Annotated in this window: 19 protein-coding genes, 1 tRNA gene and 1 pseudogene; 12 read left to right on the top strand and 9 right to left on the bottom strand. The window is 73.4% G+C overall.

The window, feature by feature from the left end; genetic code table 11:
* The first annotated feature begins 34 nt into the window (after positions 1-34).
* From AB0883_RS11635 to AB0883_RS11620, 4 genes are all read left to right on the top strand, one after another.
* Positions 35-108: transfer RNA gene (locus tag AB0883_RS11635), tRNA-Thr, on the top strand.
* 379 nt (positions 109-487) lie between these two features.
* Positions 488-814: a PadR family transcriptional regulator gene (locus tag AB0883_RS11630; RefSeq protein ID WP_366641149.1), complete on the top strand. Its 327-nt coding sequence runs from the start codon at positions 488-490 to the stop codon at positions 812-814.
* Positions 811-1,167, top strand: coding sequence for a DUF1048 domain-containing protein (locus AB0883_RS11625; RefSeq protein ID WP_366641148.1), 357 nt, complete (start codon positions 811-813; stop codon positions 1,165-1,167). Before AB0883_RS11630 ends, AB0883_RS11625 begins: the two co-directional genes overlap by 4 nt.
* A 1-nt stretch (position 1,168) precedes the next feature.
* Positions 1,169-1,474 (top strand): DUF1048 domain-containing protein, encoded by a 306-nt coding sequence (locus AB0883_RS11620; RefSeq protein WP_366641147.1) that lies wholly within the window; start codon positions 1,169-1,171, stop codon positions 1,472-1,474.
* A 153-nt stretch (positions 1,475-1,627) separates the two neighbouring features.
* On the opposite strand, the gene AB0883_RS11615 is transcribed toward AB0883_RS11620, so the two are convergent.
* Positions 1,628-2,176, bottom strand: coding sequence for an AAA family ATPase (locus AB0883_RS11615; protein ID WP_366641146.1), 549 nt, complete (start codon positions 2,174-2,176; stop codon positions 1,628-1,630).
* Positions 2,177-2,350: 174 nt separating this feature from the next.
* Positions 2,351-2,608: a hypothetical protein gene (locus AB0883_RS11610; protein ID WP_366641145.1), complete on the bottom strand. Its 258-nt coding sequence runs from the start codon at positions 2,606-2,608 to the stop codon at positions 2,351-2,353.
* 145 nt (positions 2,609-2,753) lie between these two features.
* On the opposite strand from AB0883_RS11610, the gene AB0883_RS11605 reads away from it, so the two are divergent.
* Positions 2,754-3,131: a hypothetical protein gene (locus AB0883_RS11605; RefSeq protein WP_366641144.1), complete on the top strand. Its 378-nt coding sequence runs from the start codon at positions 2,754-2,756 to the stop codon at positions 3,129-3,131.
* Positions 3,132-3,365: 234 nt separating this feature from the next.
* Positions 3,366-3,770: a VOC family protein gene (locus tag AB0883_RS11600; protein WP_121397033.1), complete on the top strand. Its 405-nt coding sequence runs from the start codon at positions 3,366-3,368 to the stop codon at positions 3,768-3,770.
* Between the two features lie 473 nt (positions 3,771-4,243).
* Here the strand turns inward: AB0883_RS11600 and AB0883_RS11595 are convergent.
* The 4 genes and pseudogenes from AB0883_RS11595 to AB0883_RS11580 form a co-directional block, all read right to left on the bottom strand.
* Positions 4,244-4,693, bottom strand: a pseudogene (locus tag AB0883_RS11595) (SRPBCC family protein); the annotation flags it as partial.
* Positions 4,694-4,842: 149 nt separating this feature from the next.
* The gene (locus AB0883_RS11590; RefSeq protein ID WP_366641707.1) at positions 4,843-6,069 is read right to left on the bottom strand and encodes an MFS transporter; all 1,227 of its coding nucleotides are present in this window, start codon (positions 6,067-6,069) and stop codon (positions 4,843-4,845) included.
* 62 nt (positions 6,070-6,131) lie between these two features.
* Entirely contained in the window at positions 6,132-6,950 is an 819-nt protein-coding gene (locus AB0883_RS11585) for a helix-turn-helix domain-containing protein (RefSeq protein ID WP_366641143.1), read from the bottom strand.
* A gap of 426 nt (positions 6,951-7,376) precedes the next feature.
* Positions 7,377-7,994 carry a pyridoxamine 5'-phosphate oxidase family protein gene (locus AB0883_RS11580; protein WP_366641142.1) on the bottom strand — a complete coding sequence of 206 codons (618 nt, stop codon included), beginning with the start codon at positions 7,992-7,994 and terminating at the stop codon, positions 7,377-7,379.
* Positions 7,995-8,138: 144 nt separating this feature from the next.
* On the opposite strand from AB0883_RS11580, the gene AB0883_RS11575 reads away from it, so the two are divergent.
* The 3 genes from AB0883_RS11575 (at position 8,139) to AB0883_RS11565 (ending at position 10,387) form a co-directional block, all read left to right on the top strand.
* Positions 8,139-8,645 carry a DUF2231 domain-containing protein gene (locus tag AB0883_RS11575; protein ID WP_366641141.1) on the top strand — a complete coding sequence of 169 codons (507 nt, stop codon included), beginning with the start codon at positions 8,139-8,141 and terminating at the stop codon, positions 8,643-8,645.
* 63 nt (positions 8,646-8,708) lie between these two features.
* Positions 8,709-9,257, top strand: a complete 549-nt coding sequence (locus AB0883_RS11570) for an Hsp20/alpha crystallin family protein (RefSeq protein ID WP_366641140.1) — start codon at positions 8,709-8,711, stop codon at positions 9,255-9,257.
* 8 nt (positions 9,258-9,265) lie between these two features.
* Complete coding sequence (locus AB0883_RS11565; protein ID WP_366641139.1) at positions 9,266-10,387, top strand: glycosyltransferase family 9 protein; 1,122 nt, start codon at positions 9,266-9,268, stop codon at positions 10,385-10,387.
* 111 nt (positions 10,388-10,498) lie between these two features.
* Here AB0883_RS11565 and AB0883_RS11560 read toward each other — a convergent pair whose 3' ends face one another.
* Together AB0883_RS11560 and rfaE2 are read right to left on the bottom strand one after the other, a co-directional pair.
* Positions 10,499-11,377, bottom strand: coding sequence for a glycosyltransferase (locus AB0883_RS11560; protein ID WP_366641138.1), 879 nt, complete (start codon positions 11,375-11,377; stop codon positions 10,499-10,501).
* Positions 11,374-13,266 (bottom strand): D-glycero-beta-D-manno-heptose 1-phosphate adenylyltransferase, encoded by a 1,893-nt coding sequence (gene rfaE2, locus AB0883_RS11555; RefSeq protein ID WP_366641137.1) that lies wholly within the window; start codon positions 13,264-13,266, stop codon positions 11,374-11,376. The genes AB0883_RS11560 and rfaE2 overlap by 4 nt, the downstream gene beginning before the upstream one ends.
* A 115-nt stretch (positions 13,267-13,381) precedes the next feature.
* Here rfaE2 and AB0883_RS11550 point away from each other — a divergent pair, with 115 nt between their 5' ends.
* Both AB0883_RS11550 and AB0883_RS11545 read left to right on the top strand, forming a co-directional pair.
* Positions 13,382-13,942, top strand: coding sequence for a type 1 glutamine amidotransferase domain-containing protein (locus AB0883_RS11550; RefSeq protein ID WP_366641136.1), 561 nt, complete (start codon positions 13,382-13,384; stop codon positions 13,940-13,942).
* A 103-nt stretch (positions 13,943-14,045) separates the two neighbouring features.
* On the top strand, positions 14,046-15,713 hold the full coding sequence (locus AB0883_RS11545; RefSeq protein ID WP_366641135.1) for an MDR family MFS transporter: 1,668 nt from the start codon (positions 14,046-14,048) through the stop codon (positions 15,711-15,713).
* Positions 15,714-15,916: 203 nt separating this feature from the next.
* Here the strand turns inward: AB0883_RS11545 and AB0883_RS11540 are convergent, their stop codons facing one another.
* On the bottom strand, positions 15,917-16,408 hold the full coding sequence (locus tag AB0883_RS11540; RefSeq protein ID WP_121397023.1) for an NUDIX domain-containing protein: 492 nt from the start codon (positions 16,406-16,408) through the stop codon (positions 15,917-15,919).
* Positions 16,409-16,506: 98 nt separating this feature from the next.
* On the opposite strand from AB0883_RS11540, the gene AB0883_RS11535 reads away from it, so the two are divergent.
* Positions 16,507-18,141, top strand: a complete 1,635-nt coding sequence (locus AB0883_RS11535) for a fatty acid--CoA ligase (RefSeq protein ID WP_366641706.1) — start codon at positions 16,507-16,509, stop codon at positions 18,139-18,141.
* The last annotated feature ends 88 nt before the right edge of the window (positions 18,142-18,229 follow it).

The raw sequence follows: 18,229 nt of genomic DNA, 5'->3' as shown, positions 1-18,229 counted from the left end.
CCGGGCGGTTCGTGCCGTACACTTGGCGATCGTTGCCGCCTTAGCTCAGTCGGCTAGAGCGACGCACTCGTAATGCGTAGGTCGACGGTTCGATTCCGTCAGGCGGCTCGGGACGATGCCCTGACCAGCGGAGACGCGGGTCAGGGCATCGCTTGTATCGATGATGATTCGAGTCATCCCCCGAAGACTCCGCCACGCGACCAGGCGTCGCCGATGGTCTGACCAGGACCCTGGCGCGACGGGCAACTCTCGAGGCCCTGCTGCGCCGCGCCGCGCCGGCTGGCGGGTTCTGCTGGCGGGGATGGGCCGCCCGGTTCCACCGGGGCCTGCGCGCCCTAGGCGGTTGGGCCCGCCTTCTCGCCGAGCCCGGCTGGGCCATCGCTTCCGCTCCTGACAGGCCAGTATTCGGTACTACCGCATAGCGGTACTCGGTGCTACGGTATACCAGTACCCGGTATTACCAGATACCGGATCGGAGGGAGCCGCAGTGGAGGATCTGACCGAGATGCTGAAGGGCACGCTCGAGGGCTGCGTGCTCGAAATCATCGGCCGTGAGGAGACCTACGGGTACGCCATCACGCGCCGGCTGAACGAGCTCGGCTTCACCGACGTCATCGACGGCACGGTGTACACCATCCTGTTGCGCCTGGAGCGCAACGGGCTGGTCCAGGTGTCGAAGCGGCCGTCCGAGGTGGGTCCGCCGCGCAAGTTCTACACGCTCAACGACGCCGGGCGCAGGGAGCTCGCGACGTTCTGGACGAAATGGCAGTACGTCTCCTCGCGTATCGACAAACTCAGGGAGGGTGGGGCATGAGCTTCTGGGAAACCATCACGGGCAGCGATCTGACCCGGGAATGGAAGTTGTTTGAAGGCCGGGCGCAGGCGTTGCCGGCCGACTACCAGGCCGCGTGGAGACAGATCGTGGCGCACCTCTTCCCGTACGGAAGCTTCACGGGCCGCAACCTGACCCCGATCGCCGACGCCGCTCTCGGGTTGCTCGAGGAAGCCGCAGCCGACGGACAGCACATCGACGAGGTGCTCGGCGACGACATTGCCGGCTTCTCGACGGCGCTGGCCGGCGGGGCGGGGGCGCGCAGCTACCGCGACCGGTGGCGGGAGCAGTTGAACCGGAACGTCGCACGCAAACTGGCCCGGCTGGGAGACTGACATGAGCATCCAGGACATCATCGAGGGCAAGAAGCAGTGGCGGGCGCACGTCGCCCGGGTCAAGGCACTCCCGCCCGACTACCGGATCGTCTACCAGGAGATGCAGCGCTACCTGTTCAAGGTCGGGCCGACCGACCTGCTCGACGGGGGCCTGCTTCCCGGAATCGTCGATTTCTTCGAGGAGGGCGTCGCGGCCGGCAAGGGCGTCCTGGAAGTCACCGGCACTGACGTCGCCGCCTTCTGCGACGACCTGATCAAGGACTCGCGCACCTACGCCGACGTCTATCAGGAGTCCCTCGCCCGATAGTTCCAGCAGTGCGTGTACGCATAGATGTGCGTACGGTCCCATCACGCCCAACAAGACCATCCACGTGTCCGACGACGACCTGCCGCTCTTCCGCCGCGCCCAGGAACTCGCCGGCGGCACGCTGTCGGCGGCCATCGCCGCCGCGCTGCGCCGTTACGTCGAGGGGGAGGAGGGTAGGAAGCCTCCCCCAGTAGCGCGGAGGGCGATCTGCAGGGCGGCCTGGGCGGGAGTGAGGTGCGTGGTGTCGACGACCTCGGCCTCGGCATGCAGCCACGTGCGGGCCGCCTCGGCGTAGGGCTCAAGGTATCTGAGACGGAACGGGGACGGAACGGGGTGCTCCCCCCCGATACGCCCGCGGAGGGTGTCTTCGTCAGCGTGGAGGACGAAGTGCCTTACCGGGATGTCGTGTTGGGTGAGGCCCGCACTGATCTCGCGCCAGTACTGCTCGACCAGGACAGTCATGGGCACCACCAGAGTGCCGCCGGTGTAGTCGAGCACACGGCGGGCGGTCTCGACGACGAGTTGCCGCCACGGCGGCCAGTGCTGGAAGTTGTCAGTTTCAGGCAGCCCCGGCGTGATGTCCATGAGTGTCTCGCCGACCTTCTCGGCGTCGAAGACCCGGGAACCCGGGATCAGTTGCTGCACGAGGACGCTGGTCGTCGTCTTGCCCGCACCGTGTGTGCCGTTGAGCCATACGATCACGGGGCACATTAACGCGCGTGGGCGACCGTGCGGCGTCATGGACGGGACCCTGAGGCGGGACGATCGCCGTAGGGGTTGGGGCGGTCGGCTGCCGCTCGGCGGAGCTGCTTGCCCCTGGACTCTCGTGGGCACAACCGCCCGCAGTTCGATGACGACGAGGACGGACGAAGCCGGTCACCGCCGCTCGGCGCGCCGGTCGCCGAAGAACTTGAAGCCGAGGTCCGCGACCAGTTGGGGCCCGATCAGCCGAACCTTCGCGTCCGGGGCCGCCCGGCCCACCTCGTTCACGAAGCCGACAAGGCCCTCGCCCGACAGGATCTTCCAGGCCCGCCCGTCGCGCCGGACCACCTTGACCACGCCCCTGCCGGCTGGCGCCCCGATCTCCGCCAGCTCGTCGAGGGCGAGGGGGGTGATCACGCCAAACGCGGCCATCGATCCCTGAGTCCAGCTGGCCGTACCTGCACGAGATCGGCCGCTCCGACCTGGACGGTCCCCGCCGGGCGGGTGAGCGCGGGGGACGGGCCGGCCTGCTCCGGGGGAGCGCACGTGGGCCAGCCGGGTGTCGTACGGTCGAGCCATGTCCGCACCCGATGACGTCCTGGCTGCCATCCGCGACTTCGTGGCCCGCGTCGACGCGCTCGATCCGGGCGCTCCGCCGCAGGGCGAGTTGGTGCTCGGCCTGCGTGGCGCCGAGTCGAGGCTGGCGCTGAGCGCCCCCGTCGCCCGCGCCCTGGTGGAGGCGTTGCGGGCGTACCACGACCCGCGCGACCGGGGCCGCTGCGACCACTGCGGCGGCGGGCGGCTGGACGACAACTTCCTGTGCGGCGACTGCGGCCGGCCCAGCGGACTGTTCGGGAGGTTGATCTCCGAGCGGGCCGCCCGGCACACGGAGCAGCCTGCGGTTCCGGCGGCACCCGCCGCGGGTGGCCGGCACGCCCGCGACGACGGCCGCTGACCCCGCACAGGGGCCGCCCGGGCGGTGACGCGATCCGCCCGGTGGCGGCTGCGGCGACCAGGGCCGGGAGCTGCGGGTACGCCGACGGTCCACGGTTCCCTGTCGGGGGAGTCCGGCACAATCCGGCGGCTGGAGCGCCTGACTCACGCGCCCACCGTCGGGTGGGAACCGTGGGTTCCGGCCGACGGCATAAATACTGACCGTGCGCAGTCGTCAACCCTCCGGAGGCAGCCCATGCAGTACGCACCCGTCGTCGTCGCCCTGCCGATCGCCGATCGCCGGACCTCGTACCGCTTCTACTCGGAGGGGCTCGGCCTGGAGGCCGTCGGCGAGCTGGCCGACGACGGCGTCCCCGAGCCCTTGCAGTACGCCGTCAACGACGGTCTGCGCGTCATGCTGGTGCCCACCGGTGGCTTCGGCTGGGCCATCGGTGGCCGCGAGGTGGCCGGGCGCGGGCAGAGCGAGTGCGTCGTCAACCTTCCCGCCGCGACGCCGGCCGAGGTCGACGAGATCGTCGGGCGGGCCCGGGCCGCCGGCGCGGAGGTCGTCGTCGAGCCGGGTCAGCAGCCGTGGGCCTACACGGGCACCTTCGCCGACCCGGACGGTCACCTCTGGACGGCGTCCGCGGACGCGCACTGACGGCTGCCCGGCCCGACTCTCGCCGGGCCCGGGAGGCAGGGCGCGGGCCAGGCCGGGTTGCAGGGTGTGCGCCGGGCTCAAGGGGCAGGGCGTGCGCCAGGCCGGGTGGCAGGGCGTGTGCCAGGTCGCGGACGAGCGGACGGCCCGGGTCGCGAGGACCCGGGCCGTCCGCTGACAGGGGCAGGCGTGCGAGAGCTGAATCAGAGGGTGCGGTGCGGGTAGCCGGCGGTGCCGGGCTCCGGGACGACCTCGACCTCGGTCACCACGTACTCCGTGTCGGTCGTGGCGGTGGTCGGCCGGCCGTCCTCGTCGGTGTCGGAGCGCCGCTTCGCGGCCACGGCGGCTCCGGCCGCCGCCGCTCCGGCCACCGCGGCGCCCGCCGCCACGGCCTTACCGGACACGCCGGCGCTGCCGCTGTCGCCGCGGGTGGCGGCGGCGTGCTCGACGCCCGGTGTGCCGACACCGACGCCGCTGTCGACCGTGCCGCGCCATGCGCCGGTCTCCACGCCCCGTTCCTCGATGTACGTCTTGAACTTCCGCAGGTCGGATTCGGCCTGCCGCTCGATGATGTTGAGCTTGTCGCCGGCCTTCTCGAGCAGGCCCTCGGGCTCGTACTCCAGGTGCAGGCGGACCATCGTGCGGTCGGCGTCGACGGGCTGGAAGTAGACCGCGCCGGCATTGGTCACGCCCTCGGTGGCCGCCCAGGCCACCTTCTGGTCGGGCACCTGCTCCAGTACCTTGGCGTCCCACTCGCGCTGGACGCCACCGATCTCGGCGACCCAGTGCATCCGCCTGTCGTCGAGCTGGCGGACCTCACGCACGCCCCCCATGAAGCGGGGGAACTCCTCGAACTGCGTCCACTGGTTGTACGCGGTGCTGACCGGAACCTGTACCTCGATGGACTTCTCGACCTTCGTGGTCATGGGCAATCCTCCTCGTCAGGTCGAACCGCTCTCGTCGTTGGAAAGAGCCGTCCTCGTCAATAGGCCTCCTACCCCCGGCGAGGGCCCTCAACCGCCGGACCTGCCGGGACACCACATCGGACGTCGGCCAGGCACCGGGACCGGGCCGGTCAGCCGGCCTGCTCGGGGAGCCCGCGCAGGTGGCGGACCGGCGAGAACACCACCCACAGCACCCCGGCGAGTGCGCCCGCCGTGGCGATCCAGAGCGCCGGCCGTACGCCGAGGGTGGTGCCGAGCGTGCCGCCGAGCAGCGCGCCGATCGGCCGGATGCCGTAGTTGACGGTGCGCCGCGCCCCGGTCACCCGCGCCAGCAGCGCCTGCGGGGTGAGCGCGGTCTGCACCGAGCCGCCCACGATGTCGAGCATCATCACCCCGACGGCGGAGAGGAACTCCGCGCCGAAGAGCATCCCGAGCACCAGCGGGGTCGGCCCGCCGGCCAGCGGGACGAGCAGCAGGGGAGCGGGGAAGAGGACGAACGAGGCGACCAGCGCCGGGCCGACGCCGAAGCGGCGTACCAGCCGGCCGGTGACGGTCGCGCCGATCAGCCCGCCGACCGCGCCCGCGCCCAGCACCGCGCCCAGCAGGCCGGGCGCGAGGCGTAGTTCCTGCGTCGCGTAGAGCACGAAGAGCGCGATGAACATGAAGTTGAACAGGTTCACGGTGGTGGTGCCGAGCAGGATCGCGCGCATCATCGGCGTCCGCGCGATGAACCCCAGCCCCGCGCCGAGGGCGAGGCCGCCGCCGCGCGCGGGCGCCGGCTCCGTCGGCCGGATCCGCCCGAGGAGGTACGCGGACACCACGTACGACAGCGCGTCGGCGACCAGGGCGATCGGGGCGGTGAGCACCTGCACGAGGACGCCACCGATGCTCGGCCCGGCCACCAGGGACATCGCCCGGCTTCCGTTGACCAGGGTGTTCGCTTCCACGTAGTCGGGTCGGGCCACGATGGACACGAAGAGCGGCCCCCGGGCGACCTCGAAGAACACGGCGAGCGTGCCGACGGCGAAGGCCGCCGCGTAGAGCTGGGCCATCGTGAGTACGCCGAGCAGGTGGGCGACCGGCACCGCGACGAGCAGCAGCGCGCGGCCGAGGTCGGTGAGGATCATGACCCGGCGCTTGTGCGGGTACCGGTCCACCCAGGCGCCGGCGAGCAGCGGGAAGAGCAGGTTCGGGGCGAGCGCGGCGGCGGTCAGGTAGCCCATCTCGGCGGCCGTCGCGTCGAACACCAGCACGGCCAGCAGCGGCAGGGCCAGGGTGGAGATCTCGTCGCCGAAGTACGACACCGTCTGCGCGGACCAGTACCGGCGGAACACCCGCTCGCGCAGCAGCCGCGGCAGCGGACCGCGTCGGGCCGGGCCGCCGGGCGGGGCGGTGCCCGGGGCGACGGTGGCCCCGCCGCTCACGGCTGGCCGCCTGGTTCCTTGCCAGCGGACCCGCCGCGCGGGGTGCCCGCCTCGGCGGCGGTGGGGCCGACGGGCCCGCCGCGCGGGGTGGCCGGTACTGCGGTGGGGCCGGCAGGCCTGGCGTGCGGGGACGCCGTCTCGGCGGCGGTGGGGCCGACGGACTTGGGGCGTGGGGTGCCCGGTACTGCGACGGGCCGGGCGTGCGGGGACGCCGTCTCGGCAGGCGGTTCGGCGGGGGGTTCCGCCGGTGGTGGGTCGGTGAGGACGGCCAGCTGCACGAGGGTGACCTTCCGGCTGTCGGCCGGTCGCTTCGTGGGGTCGGTGACCCGGTCGTCGTACTCGGCGAGCAGCGCCTCGATGCGCTCGGTCAGCCGGCCCATCTCGTCGGCTGTCACGTACAGCGGCCGGTCGGCGAACCCGGTGACCGCCCGCCAGGCCGCCGGCTCGTCGGCCCGCCGGGCGAGGAACTCCTCGGCACGGCGGGTGTAGAGGGCGAGCTGCGTCGCGCTCAGGGCGTCGGTGGCGGCACGCACCTGCGGGTCGTCCGAGGCGTCGTCCCAGGAGGTGTTGTGCGCGGTGGCCCGCCAGGGCCGCTCCCGGGCGTCGGCGCCGGGCACCCGCTCGGCGAGCCCGTACTTGGCGAGCTGCCGGAGGTGGAACGAGCAGTTCGGCACGCTCTCGCCGAGCCGCTCGGCGGTCTGGGTGGCGGTCAGCGGGCCGTGCTGGCGCAGCAGCCCGATGAGGGCCATCCGCAGCGGATGCGCGTAGCCGCGCAGGGCCTTGGGGTCGGAGAGCTTCACCTCGGGCAGCGACATATGCTAAAGCTATCTTTATAAAGATGTCTATAGCAATGCCGCAGGGCGCACCACAAAGGACGACGCCTGCGCCACGCACCCGCCGCCGCCGTCCCGAAGGCATCAGTCAAAGGTGATCAGGACGCCATGGACGTCAAAAGTGCCCGGTAGCGTCCATGGCGTCCTGATCACCAGGGAAATCGCCGGGGGAGGACGCCTGGCGGGGCAGCGGAGTGGCCCCCGGGGCGCCCGCGCGGGCAGCCAGGGGGATGGCCCGGAGTAGGGGCGGCGACGGGGGGCCTCAGGCTCTGGGTGGCGGGGCGTGGGGCGGGGGCCTCAGGCGTTGGCGGCGGGCCTCGGGGCGGGCGGGGGCCTGCCGCGAGGCGCCGGGGCGGGTGGGGGCCTCAGGCGTTGGCGGCGGGGTCTCGGGGCGGGCGCGGGGCGGCTTCAGGTGTAGATGGTGGTGGCGTATTGCGGGCCGTAGTAGCGTTCCAGGTCGGCCAGGCTCTCGGCCGGGTTCTCGACCTCCTTGATCAGCCGGGCCCGGGACGGGAGCGCGTCCGGCTGCCAGCTCTCCGGCTGCCACAGTTGCGAGCGCAGGAACGCCTTGGCGCAGTGGTAGAAGATCTGCTCGATCTCCACCACCACGGCGAGGATCGGGCGGTGCCCCTTGACCACCATGTCGTCGAACCACGGCGCGTCGCGGACCAGCCGGGCCCGGCCGTTGATCCGCAGCGTGTCCGTGCGCCCGGGGATCAGGAAGATCAACCCGACGTGCGGGTTGTCCAGGATGTTGCGGTAGCCGTCGGCGCGCCTGTTGCCCGGTCGCTCCGGGATGGCGATGGTCCGCTCGTCCAGCACCATCGCGAAGCCGGGCGGGTCGCCCTTCGGTGAGACGTCACAGCTGCCGTCCGCGCCCGCCGTCGCCACCAGACAGAACGGCGACGCGGCGAGCCAGTCCCGGTCCCGGGCGTGCAGGACGGGCCGTTCCTTGGTCACCGCGCGCGGCATCGGCGCCCCGAGCAGCTCGCGCAGTTCCTCGTGCGAGGTGATCTCCACCGTCACGTGATCCTCCCCCGTGCGTTGACTCCGGTGGCGGCGTGTCCGCCATCAGTCAGCGTAGAGCGCGACCAGCGCGAGGTTTGTCCCTCCGGGGTGGGGGTACCGCCTCATTCGACCCGCCCGGAGAAACCGAGCAGTGGAGGCCCGATGGAGAGCCGACTCAAGGTGCTGGGTCATCCCGTCCACCCGATGCTTGTCATGTTCCCCGTCGGCCTGCTGGTCACCGCGGTCCTGTTCGACCTGGTGGACACCGTCGGCGGGCCGGACTTCCTCGGCGAGGTCGCGTACTGGAACATCACCGTCGGCCTGATCGGCGGCCTGCTGGCCGCGGCGGCCGGGACGTTCGACCTGCTGGCCATCCCGCCGGCCACTCGCGCGAAGCGGGTGGCGCTGACCCACGCCGCCGCCAACGTGGCGGTGATCCTGCTCTTCGCCGCGATCTGGGTGGTCCGGCTCAACGCCGACTCCCGGGCCGCCGGGGGCGCGCTGATCGCCATCGAGGTGGTCGCGCTGGCCATCCTCGGCGTCAGCGCCTGGCTGGGCGGGGAACTGGTCGACCGGCTCGGCGTCGGCGTGGACCGGGAGGCCGGGCTGGACGCGCCCAGCTCGCTGCGTCCCCCGGCGGCCACGCACCGGATCGGGGAGGCGCGATGAGCGGGCGCGGCGGGCGGATCGTCGAACTCGGCGGGGCATGAGCGAGCGCAGCGGAGGATCGGCATGAGCGAGCAGAGCGGCGGGGCTGGCCGGGGCTGGCGCGGCCGGCAGCAGGGCTGGGACCCGATGGGCGAGCTCCAGTCCCTGCGTTCGGAGCTGCGCCGGCTGGTCGGCGGCCGGACCGGGCCGCCGGACGTCGAGATGGCCGAGACCGCCGACGGCTGGGAGGTCGTCGTGCGGCTGCCCGGGGTGGCGCCGGAGGAGGTGGCCGTCGAAGTGGACGACCGCGAACTCTGCGTCCGGGCCCGCTCCGAGGCCGAGGTCAACGCCGACCACGGCATCCCCGGCGGCTTCGAGACCCGGGGCTTCGAGTACCGGGTCGACCTGCCGTCCCGGGTGGACCCCGACAGCATCGACGCGGTCATGGACCACGGCCTGCTCCGGGTGCGGCTGCCGCGGGCCGCCCGGCCCGCGCCGCGCACCATCACCGTCGGCCGCACCGGCCCCCGGTCCGCCGGCCCCGACGGGGGTACGCCGAGCGTCCTCGACCCGGCTGCGGACCGGGAGATGCACCGCCCGGACATCGCCGTCGGCGAGACCGACCGGGCGTAACGAGCCGCGTGGGCATCCCGAGCATGCTCGGCCCGGCCACCGGGCGCGTGCCCGGCGTCGAGCGGATCGCCGTGCTGCGCGCCAACGCGCTCGGGGACTTCATCTTCGTCCTGCCGGCGCTGGACGCGCTGCGGGCCGCGTACCCGGAAGCGGAGATCGTGCTGCTCGGCGCGCCGTGGCACGCGAAGCTCTGGCGCGACCGGCCCGGGCCGGTGGACCGCGTGCTGGTGGTGCCGCCCGTGCCGGGGATCCGGGGCCCCGATCCGGGCGAGCCGGAGTCGGCGCCGGACGACTTCCTCGCCGCGGCCCGCGAGGAGCGCTTCGACCTGGCGGTGCAGCTGCACGGCGGCGGCGCCAACTCCAACCCGTTCGTCGGTGCCCTCGGCGCGCGGGTCACCGCAGGGCTGCGGGCCGAGGACGCGCCGCCGCTGGACCGCTGGATCCGGTACGTCTACTACCAGCACGAGGTGATCCGCTACCTGGAGGTGGTCGGCCTGGTCGGCGCGGACGCCACCACGATCGTGCCGGCGCTGACCGTGACCGACGCCGACCGGGCCGAGGCGGCCGAGGTGCTCGGCCCGGCGGAGCGGCCGAGGGTGGCGCTGCACCCCGGCGCCACGGACACCCGCCGGCGGTGGCCCGCCGAACGCTTCGCCGAGGTGGCCCGCGAGCTGGTCGGCGACGGGTACGAGGTGCTGGTCACCGGCACCCCCGCCGAGCAGGAGGTGGTGGACCGGGTGGTCGCGGCGGCCGGCGTGCCGGTCCGGCCGCAGGTGGGCACGCTCAGCCTCGGCGGGCTGGCCGGCTGCTACGCCGGCTGCGAGCTGGTGGTCTCCAACGACACCGGGCCACTGCACCTGGCCGCCGCCGTGGGCACCGCGACCGTCGGCATCTACTGGGTCGGCAACCTGATCACGGTGGCGAACCTCCTGCGCGGCCGGCACCGCCCGATCAGCTCGTGGACGGTGCTCTGCCCGGTCTGCGGGGTGGACTGCACCCCGGGCATCTACCCGCACCGCCCCGGCGACGGGGAGTGCCCGCACCGGGACTCCTTCGTCATCGACGTGCCGGTGGTCGAGGTCCTGGAGGCGGCCCGGGAACTGCTCCGCCCGGAGCCCGGCGCCCCCTGAGCGCGCCCGCGTCCCCCGACGCCGCCGCGCCGCGTGCTGCGGCGCCGCGCTGCGTGCTGCGGTGCCGCCGCGTCGGGCGATCGACCGCTGCCGACGGCCGCGCCGCCGGCCTCAGGCCGGCTGGGCCGTCCCCTCCTCGGCGAGCACGACCTCCCACGCCTCCACCTCCCGGTCGGTCACCGTGGTCGGCGACTCCAGGTGGTACGCGCCGCTGGGCAGGACGCCGGCGCCGCCGAAGCGCGCCAGCACGGCGAGCTGGGCGGCGACGTCCTCGCCCTGGTGCTTCTCGTGCACCCGCCGCCAGAAGTCGAACCCGCCCGAGTCGACCAGCTTCGCCCGGTCGTAGAGCACGCAACCGCCGATCCAGGACACCTTGTACGCCCGCCAGGCACCCGCCGGCAGGTCCCGCTCGCGCGTGACGTGCAGCAGGTTCGCCGCCGAGTGGATCGACGCCCGGTCCCACTGCGGGGTGCCCGGCCGGATCCGCTCCGGGGTGGGCGGCCCGGTCCACTCCTCGTAGTGCCGGTGCGTCTCCGGCCGGACGTCGTCGGCGTACGACAGCCCGTGCACCGCGTTGCCGACGAAGCCGCAGCCCAGTTTTTCGATGGCGGTGACCAGCCGGCGCAGCGTCCCCGGCTCCAGCCAGACGTCGTCGTCGAGACAGAGCACGTACCGGGCGGCGGACGCGGCCAGCAGGTACGCCCGGTGCTCGGCCAGCCCGCGCCGGGGCAGCCGACGGGTCAGCAGCACGGGATGCCCCCGGTGGCGCAGCACCCGGACCATGGTGGCCGCCGCCGGGTGCCGGTACGCGGCGTCGCCGTCGGACTGGTCGCTGACGACCACCCCGAAGCCGGGCACGCCCTCCTGGGCGGCCAGCCCGGAGAGGGTGACCGCCAGCTCGGCGGGGCGGTCGCGGGTCGGGATCAGCACGTCGAGCAGCCGGTCCGCGCGGAACCCCCCGGCCGCGCCGAGGTCGAGCGGGCGGTTCACGACGGCTTGCTCGTCAGGGGGATGTCCTCCTGGGGCTCCTGGCCGTGCGCCCGGATCCGGTCGATGATCGCCGAGGTGGACCGGTCGGGCACGTACCCGAGGGTGCGTACCTGCCCGCCGAGCCGGCGCACCAGCGGCGCCTCCGGCACCATCTCCGGCGGGTAGTCGCCGCCCTTGACGTACACGTCGGGGCGGACCGTCTCGATGAGCCCCGCCGGGGAGTCCTCCTCGAAGACCACCACGTGGTCGACGCACGCCAGCGCGGCGAGCAGGGCGATGCGGTCCTCGACCGGGTTCACCGGCCGGTCCGGGCCCTTCAACCGGCGTACGCTGCCGTCGGAGTTGACCGCCACCACCAGCAGGTCGCCGAGCGCGCGGGCCTGCTCCAGGTAGCGCACGTGGCCGCGGTGCAGCACGTCGAAGCAGCCGTTGGTGAAGACGATCGCGCGGCCCGCCCGGCGGTGTTCCGCGACGAGCGCGGCCAGCTCGTCGGTGCCGACCAGTGCCCGGTGGCCAGTCCCGTCGACCGGTGCGTCCAGCGCGACGAGCAGGTCCTCCCGGCGGCACACGCAGGTGCCGGTGTCCGAGACGGTGATGGTCGCGGCGAGCTGGGCCAACTGGGCGGCGGTGGGCAGCGGCGCGTCGGCGGCCAGCGCCAGCGTCATCGCCGCCAGGTACGCGTCGCCCGCCCCGACCGCGTGGCTGGCCGGCACCGGGGTGCTGTGGCTGCGCCGGGGCTCGCCGTCCGCCCCGCCGACCACCGCGCCGTCGGTGTCCAGGGTCACCGCCACCACGTCCGCGCCGGTGTGCGCGCGCAGCTCGGCGAGGCGGGACTCGGCCAGCACGGCCCGGTCGACGCCCGCGCCGGCCGTGGCGTTCACGGTGACGCCGGTACCGGTCACGGTGAGCCCGTCCCCGGTCATCGCCACCCGGCCCTCGCCGGCCGTCGGCTCGCCGGTCGCCCCGAGCCCGGCCAGGCCCGCCGTGCCGCCGGTGCGGCCCGTCGTGTCGTCGGTCGGGGCGGCTGCGTCGCCTGTGCGCTCCGCCGCGCCGCCGGTCGGGCCCGGCGCGCCGGGCCGGTGGCCGTCCTGGTGCGCTCCGGCGCCGCCGGGGGCGACGCCCACCGTGAGTTCGGAGGGGCCGTCGGCCGGGTCGCCGTCCGGGTGGTCCAGGTGCAGCCCCGCGCCGGGTGCCGGCCGGGCGCCGGCGGCCCGGGCGAGCAGCCGGGTCGCCTCGGCGAAGCTGGGGGTCACCACCGTCGGGGCCAGGCCGCGCCAGTCGGCCAGGTCGTGGGCGTCCAGCGCGACCGTCGCGTACCGCTCCCGGTGGGTCACCAGCCAGGCGCGCACCGGTGCGGGCAGCGCGCCCAGGCCGTAGTCGCAGACCACCAGGGTGGGCGCCTCGCCACCCGCGGCGCGCAGCTCCTCGGTGGCGCAGTCCAGCGCGGTGAGCAACCGGCCCACCCCGTCGGCGTCGAGCGCGTCGTCGGCGTCGCCGGAGTCCTCCCGGAGCAGGATCTGGTTGCCGGCCAGCATGCGCCGCTTCACCGGCGTCGGACGTGCGGGCTGGTTGACCGTACGGTCCCAGACGCCGGCCCGGTCCAGACAGTCGTGCAGTTCGTCGCCGGCGACGTCCGCGCCGACCGGCGCCACCAGCACCGCCCGACCCCCGAGCGCGGCGACGTTGACGGCGGTGTTCGCCGCCCCGCCGGCCGCGGAGATCCGCCGGCGCAGGGTGAGGACCGGGGCGGGTGCCTCCCGGCACAGCCGGTCGGACTCGGCGAAGCGCCACTCGTCGAGCATGGCGTCGCCGACCACCAGGACGGGACGACCCAGCCAGCCCTCCACCACCGCGGCGAGCCGGCGCTGTTCCGCTGCTCCTCCTGCCATGCCGTCCCGGGTCCCCCGGGGCATCCGGGCCAAACCTGCCTCCACCGGGGACGGGTTTCGGGCACCGGGCCCCGGGAAGGGACGGACGGTACCCCCGGAGAGGAGAGACACCGAGATGGCAGCGACGACACTTCAGGGCAAGCGGATCGCGTTCCTGGCCGCCGACGGCGTCGAGGAGGTCGAGTACGTCCAGCCCCGCGAGGCGGTGGAGCAGGTCGGCGCCACGGTGGAGCTGGTCTCGCTCAGGCCCGGCACCATCCAGTCCTTCAACCACCTGGACCAGTCCAAGACGTACGACGTGGACGTGACCGTGGCCGACGCGGACGCCGGCGGCTACGACGCGCTGGTGCTGCCCGGCGGGGTGGCGAACCCGGACTTCCTGCGGGCCGACGCGGACGCGGTGCGCTTCGTCAGGGCGTTCTTCGACGCCGGCAAGCCGGTCGGGGTGATCTGCCACGGGCCGTGGACGCTCGTCGAGGCGGACGTGGTGCGGGGCCGTCGGATCACCTCCTGGCCCAGCCTGCGCACCGACCTGACCAACGCCGGCGCGGACTGGGTCGACGAGCAGGTCGTCACGGACGGCGGTCTGGTCAGCAGCCGTAAACCGGACGATCTGCCGGCCTTCTGTGCCAAGATCGTCGAAGAGTTCGCCGAGGGCCCGCACTCGTCCCGCTGACCGATCGTTGGTCGTGAGGTCGGTGGCCGCCAGCGGCCTCACGACCGACGAGGTGCCCGCCGGTCCGCACGCATGTTTCGGGTGAGCGGGGAAAGGAGGCGGGATGACCACGGAAGCCCCGGCACTCGGCGGGCGGCAGATCCGGCTGCTGATGTTCGGCCTGATGACCGGCATGCTGCTGGCCGCGCTCGACCAGACCATCGTCGGCACCGCGCTGCCGACCATCGTCGGCGAGCTGGGCGGGATCAACCACTACTCGTGGGTGGTGACCGCGTACCTGCTCGCCTCCACGGCCTCGACGCCGCTCTACGGCAAGATGGCCGACCTGTACGGGCGACGCCCCGTCTTCCTCTTCTCCATCGGCACGTTCCTGCTCGGCTCGCTGCTGGCCGGCCTGTCGCAGGACATGACCCAGCTCATCGTCACCCGGGGGGTCCAGGGCCTCGGCGCCGGCGGCCTGATGACGCTCGCGTTCACCATCATCTCGGACGTGGTGTCGCCCCGGGAGCGCGGCCGCTACCAGGGCCTGTTCGGGGCGGTCTTCGGCCTCTCCTCGGTCGCCGGCCCGCTGGTCGGCGGCTACTTCGCCGAGACCGACTGGCGGTGGATCTTCTACATCAACGTGCCGCTGGGGATCCTGGCGATCATCGTTTGCTCCCGGGTGCTGCGGTTGATCCCGTTCACCCGGCGCGACCACTCGATCGACTGGCTCGGCGCGGCGCTGCTGGTCGCCGGGGTGAGCTGCCTGCTGCTCGCGCTGAGCTGGGGCGGCAACGAGTACGCCTGGGGCTCCGGGGTGATCATCGGCCTCTTCGTCGCGGGCGCGGTGCTCGGCGTGCTCTTCGTGCTCCAGGAGGCCCGGGTGGCCGAGCCGATCCTGCCGCTGCGGCTGTTCCGCAGCGCCACGTTCGCGCTGGCCAACTCGGCCGGCTTCGTGCTCGGCCTGGTGATGTTCGGCTCGATCATCTTCATCCCGCTCTACCTCCAGATCGTCCGGGGCGCCTCGCCCACCCGCAGCGGCCTGCTGATGCTGCCGATGATGGCCGGCATCATCGTCACCTCGGTGCTGACCGGCCGGGCGATGAGCCGGTTCGGGCGGTACAAGTGGTTCCCGGTGGCCGGCGCGGCGGTGCTGCTGGTCGGCATGCTGCTGTTCACCCGGCTGGAGGTGGACACCTCGCTCTGGGTGGCCTTCGGTTTCATGGTCGTGATCGGGGTCGGGCTGGGGCTCTGCATGCAGTCGCTGATCCTGGCCGTGCAGAACTCCGTGTCGATGCGGGACCTGGGCGCCGGCACCTCGTCGGCGACGTTCTTCCGGTCGCTGGGCGGCTCGTTCGGCGTCGCCATCCTGGGCGCGGTGCTGTCGTCGCGGCTCACCTCGGAACTCGCCGACCGGCTGCCGGGCGCGATCGCCGTACTGCCGCCGGAGCAGCAGGCCGCCGTCGCGGCGAGCGGCGGGGCGGACGTCTCGGTCAACGACCCGGCGACCATCCTGGCGCTCCCCGCCCCGGTGCGCGCGGCCGTCCAGGCGGCGTTCGTCGAGTCGCTGCACCTGGTCTTCCTGACCACCGGCCTGATCGCGATCGTGGCGGTGCTGGTCACCCTGGCGCTGCCGAACGAGAAGCTGCGCGGCGCGGGCCCGGGTGGCGCCACGGGCGGCACGGACGGCCTGGGCGGCGAGGGCCCGGCGCCCGGCGGCAAGCCGCTGTCCAAGGAGTCGAAGCAGGAGGCCGCCGCCGAGATGGAGGCGAAGAGCCAGACGATGCTCTGAGCCGATCCGGTCGCCGGCAGCACCGCGTCGGTGCCGTCGACGGAGTCTTGCGCGAGGCGCTGAGCCGGGCCGGCGGGCCTGGCGTGCGGCTCTGCGGCGGGCCGACGGCCTTGCAAGGCTCTGCGGCGGGCCGGTGGGCCTTGCCGGCCTCGTGTGCGGCTCTGCGCCGGGCCGGCGGGCCTGGCCGTGAGACGCCGTCCGGCCTACTTGAGGATCAGCCGGTTGGTCTGCTCGAAGACGTCCAGGTCGGCGACGGTTTCGGCGACGCTCGCGGAGAGCGGGGCCGGCAGCTGCGCCCGGTGGAAGAAGCCCGCGTCGGTCGTCTCGTCGGTGACCCGGGTCAGCTCGCCGTCCCACTCGTCGACACGGAACGCGGTCGTGAAGATCTGGTACGTGTGGCCGTACATGTTGGTGTGGGTGCGGTCGGGGCCCGTGTAGAGGGCGAAGGCGCTGACCCGCAGCGCGCGCAGCCCGGTCTCCTCGCGTACCTCCCGGACGGCGCAGTCGGCGATCGACTCGCCCAGCTCCATCGCCCCGGCTGGCAGGGCCCACTGCCCGTTGTCGGAGCGCTGGATCAGCAGGAGGCGTCCCGCGTTGTCGCGGACCACGGCGCGGGCGCCGACGAACATCAGCGTCCGGTCACCGGCGAGCGCGCGCAGCTGTCCCACGTACGAATCGGCCCAGGAGATGCTCACCCGGACAATTTACGGGGTCGGTCCGGGAGTGACGGGCTTTCCAGGGTTCCCAACCTGTGACCGCCGACACTACTTTGTTACCCATGCGTAGCACGATGATGGACGCCCCGCTCCAGGTCTCCCGGATCCTGCACCACGGCGCCACCGTGCACGGCACGGCGGAGGTGGTCACCTGGACGGGCGGCGAGCCGCGCCGGATGACGTACGCCGAGGTCGGGCGGACGGCGGCCCGGCTGGCCCACGCGCTGCGCGCCGAGTGCGGTGTCACCGGCGACGAGCGGGTCGCCACCTTCATGTGGAACAACGCCGAACACCTGGTGGCGTACTTCGCGGTGCCCAGCATGGGCGCGGTGCTGCACACCCTCAACATCCGGCTCTTCCCCGACCAGGTCGCCTACATCGCCAACCACGCCGAGGACCGGGTGGTGCTTGTCGACTCGACGCTCATCCCGCTGCTGGCCCGGGTCATCGGCGAGATGACGACGGTGCGGCACGTGGTGGTGGTCGGCGGCGGCGACCCGGCCCCGCTCACGGCGGCGGCCGGCGACCGGATCGCCGTACACCACTGGGACGCGCTGCTGGCCGACCGCCCGGACGTCTTCGACTGGCCCGAGGTGGACGAGCGTGACGCCGCCGCCCTCTGCTACACCTCGGGGACCACCGGCAACCCGAAGGGCGTCGCCTACTCGCACCGCTCGATCTACCTGCACTCGCTCCAGGTCTGCATGCCGGAGGGGTTCGGCCTCGGCCCGACCGACCGCGAGCTGGCCATCGTGCCGATGTTCCACGCCATGTCCTGGGGCCTGCCGTACGCGGCCTTCCTCTCCGGGGCGTCGCTGATCATGCCGGACCGGTTCCTCCAGGCCGCGCCGATCGCCGACATGATCGCCGCCGAGCGGCCCACCCTGGCCGGCGCGGTGCCGACCATCTGGAACGACCTGCTCGCCCACCTGGACGCCCACGACGTGGACAGCTCCTCGCTGCGGGAGGTGATCGTCGGCGGCTCCGCCTGCCCGCCCGCGCTGATGCACGCGTTCGCCGACCGGCACGGCATCGACGTCATCCACGCCTGGGGGATGACCGAGATGTCCCCGCTCGGCTCGGTCTCCCGGCCGCCGGCCGGCGCGACCGGCGAGGAGGCCTGGCGCTACCGCTACACGCAGGGCCGGGTGCCGGCCGGGGTCGAGGCCCGCATCGTCGGCCCGCTGGGCGAGCCGCTGCCCGCCGACGGGGCGTCCGTCGGCGAGCTGGAGGTCCGCGGGCCATGGGTGACCGCGCGGTACGTCGGCGACGACGTGCCGGACGAGGAGAAGTTCCGCGACGGCTGGCTGCGTACGGGCGACGTCGGCACCCTCTCGCCGGACGGCTACATCACGCTCACCGACCGGGCCAAGGACGTCATCAAGTCCGGCGGCGAGTGGATCTCATCGGTCGAGCTGGAGAACGCCCTGATGGCCCACCCGGCGGTGCTGGAGGCCTGCGTGGTGGGGGTGCCCGACGAGCGCTGGGGCGAGCGGCCGCTGGCCACGGTGGTGCTCCGTGAGGGGGTGGCGGCGTCGGTCGAGGAGCTGCGGGAGTTCCTCGCCGGGTCGGTGGCCCGCTGGCAGTTGCCGGAGCGCTGGGCCGTGATCGACGCGGTGCCGAAGACCAGCGTGGGCAAGTTCGACAAGAAGGTGGTGCGCTCCCGGTACGCCGGGGGCGAATTGAGTGTCCGGGAGCTTACCGTCCCGTAACGTTCTCAGGCGCACTGTCGCCTGTTGGGGTAGGGACCACTCCTGAACTCCCTCCCCAGGGGCGGCCCCGGCGTTCGCACCGCGCCGG

This window comes from Micromonospora sp. NPDC047812, assembly GCF_040704175.1.
GTDB lineage: Bacteria > Actinomycetota > Actinomycetes > Mycobacteriales > Micromonosporaceae > Micromonospora.
Note: the sequence above shows the minus strand (reverse complement) of the source record. Positions and strands in the feature narration are given on the sequence as shown.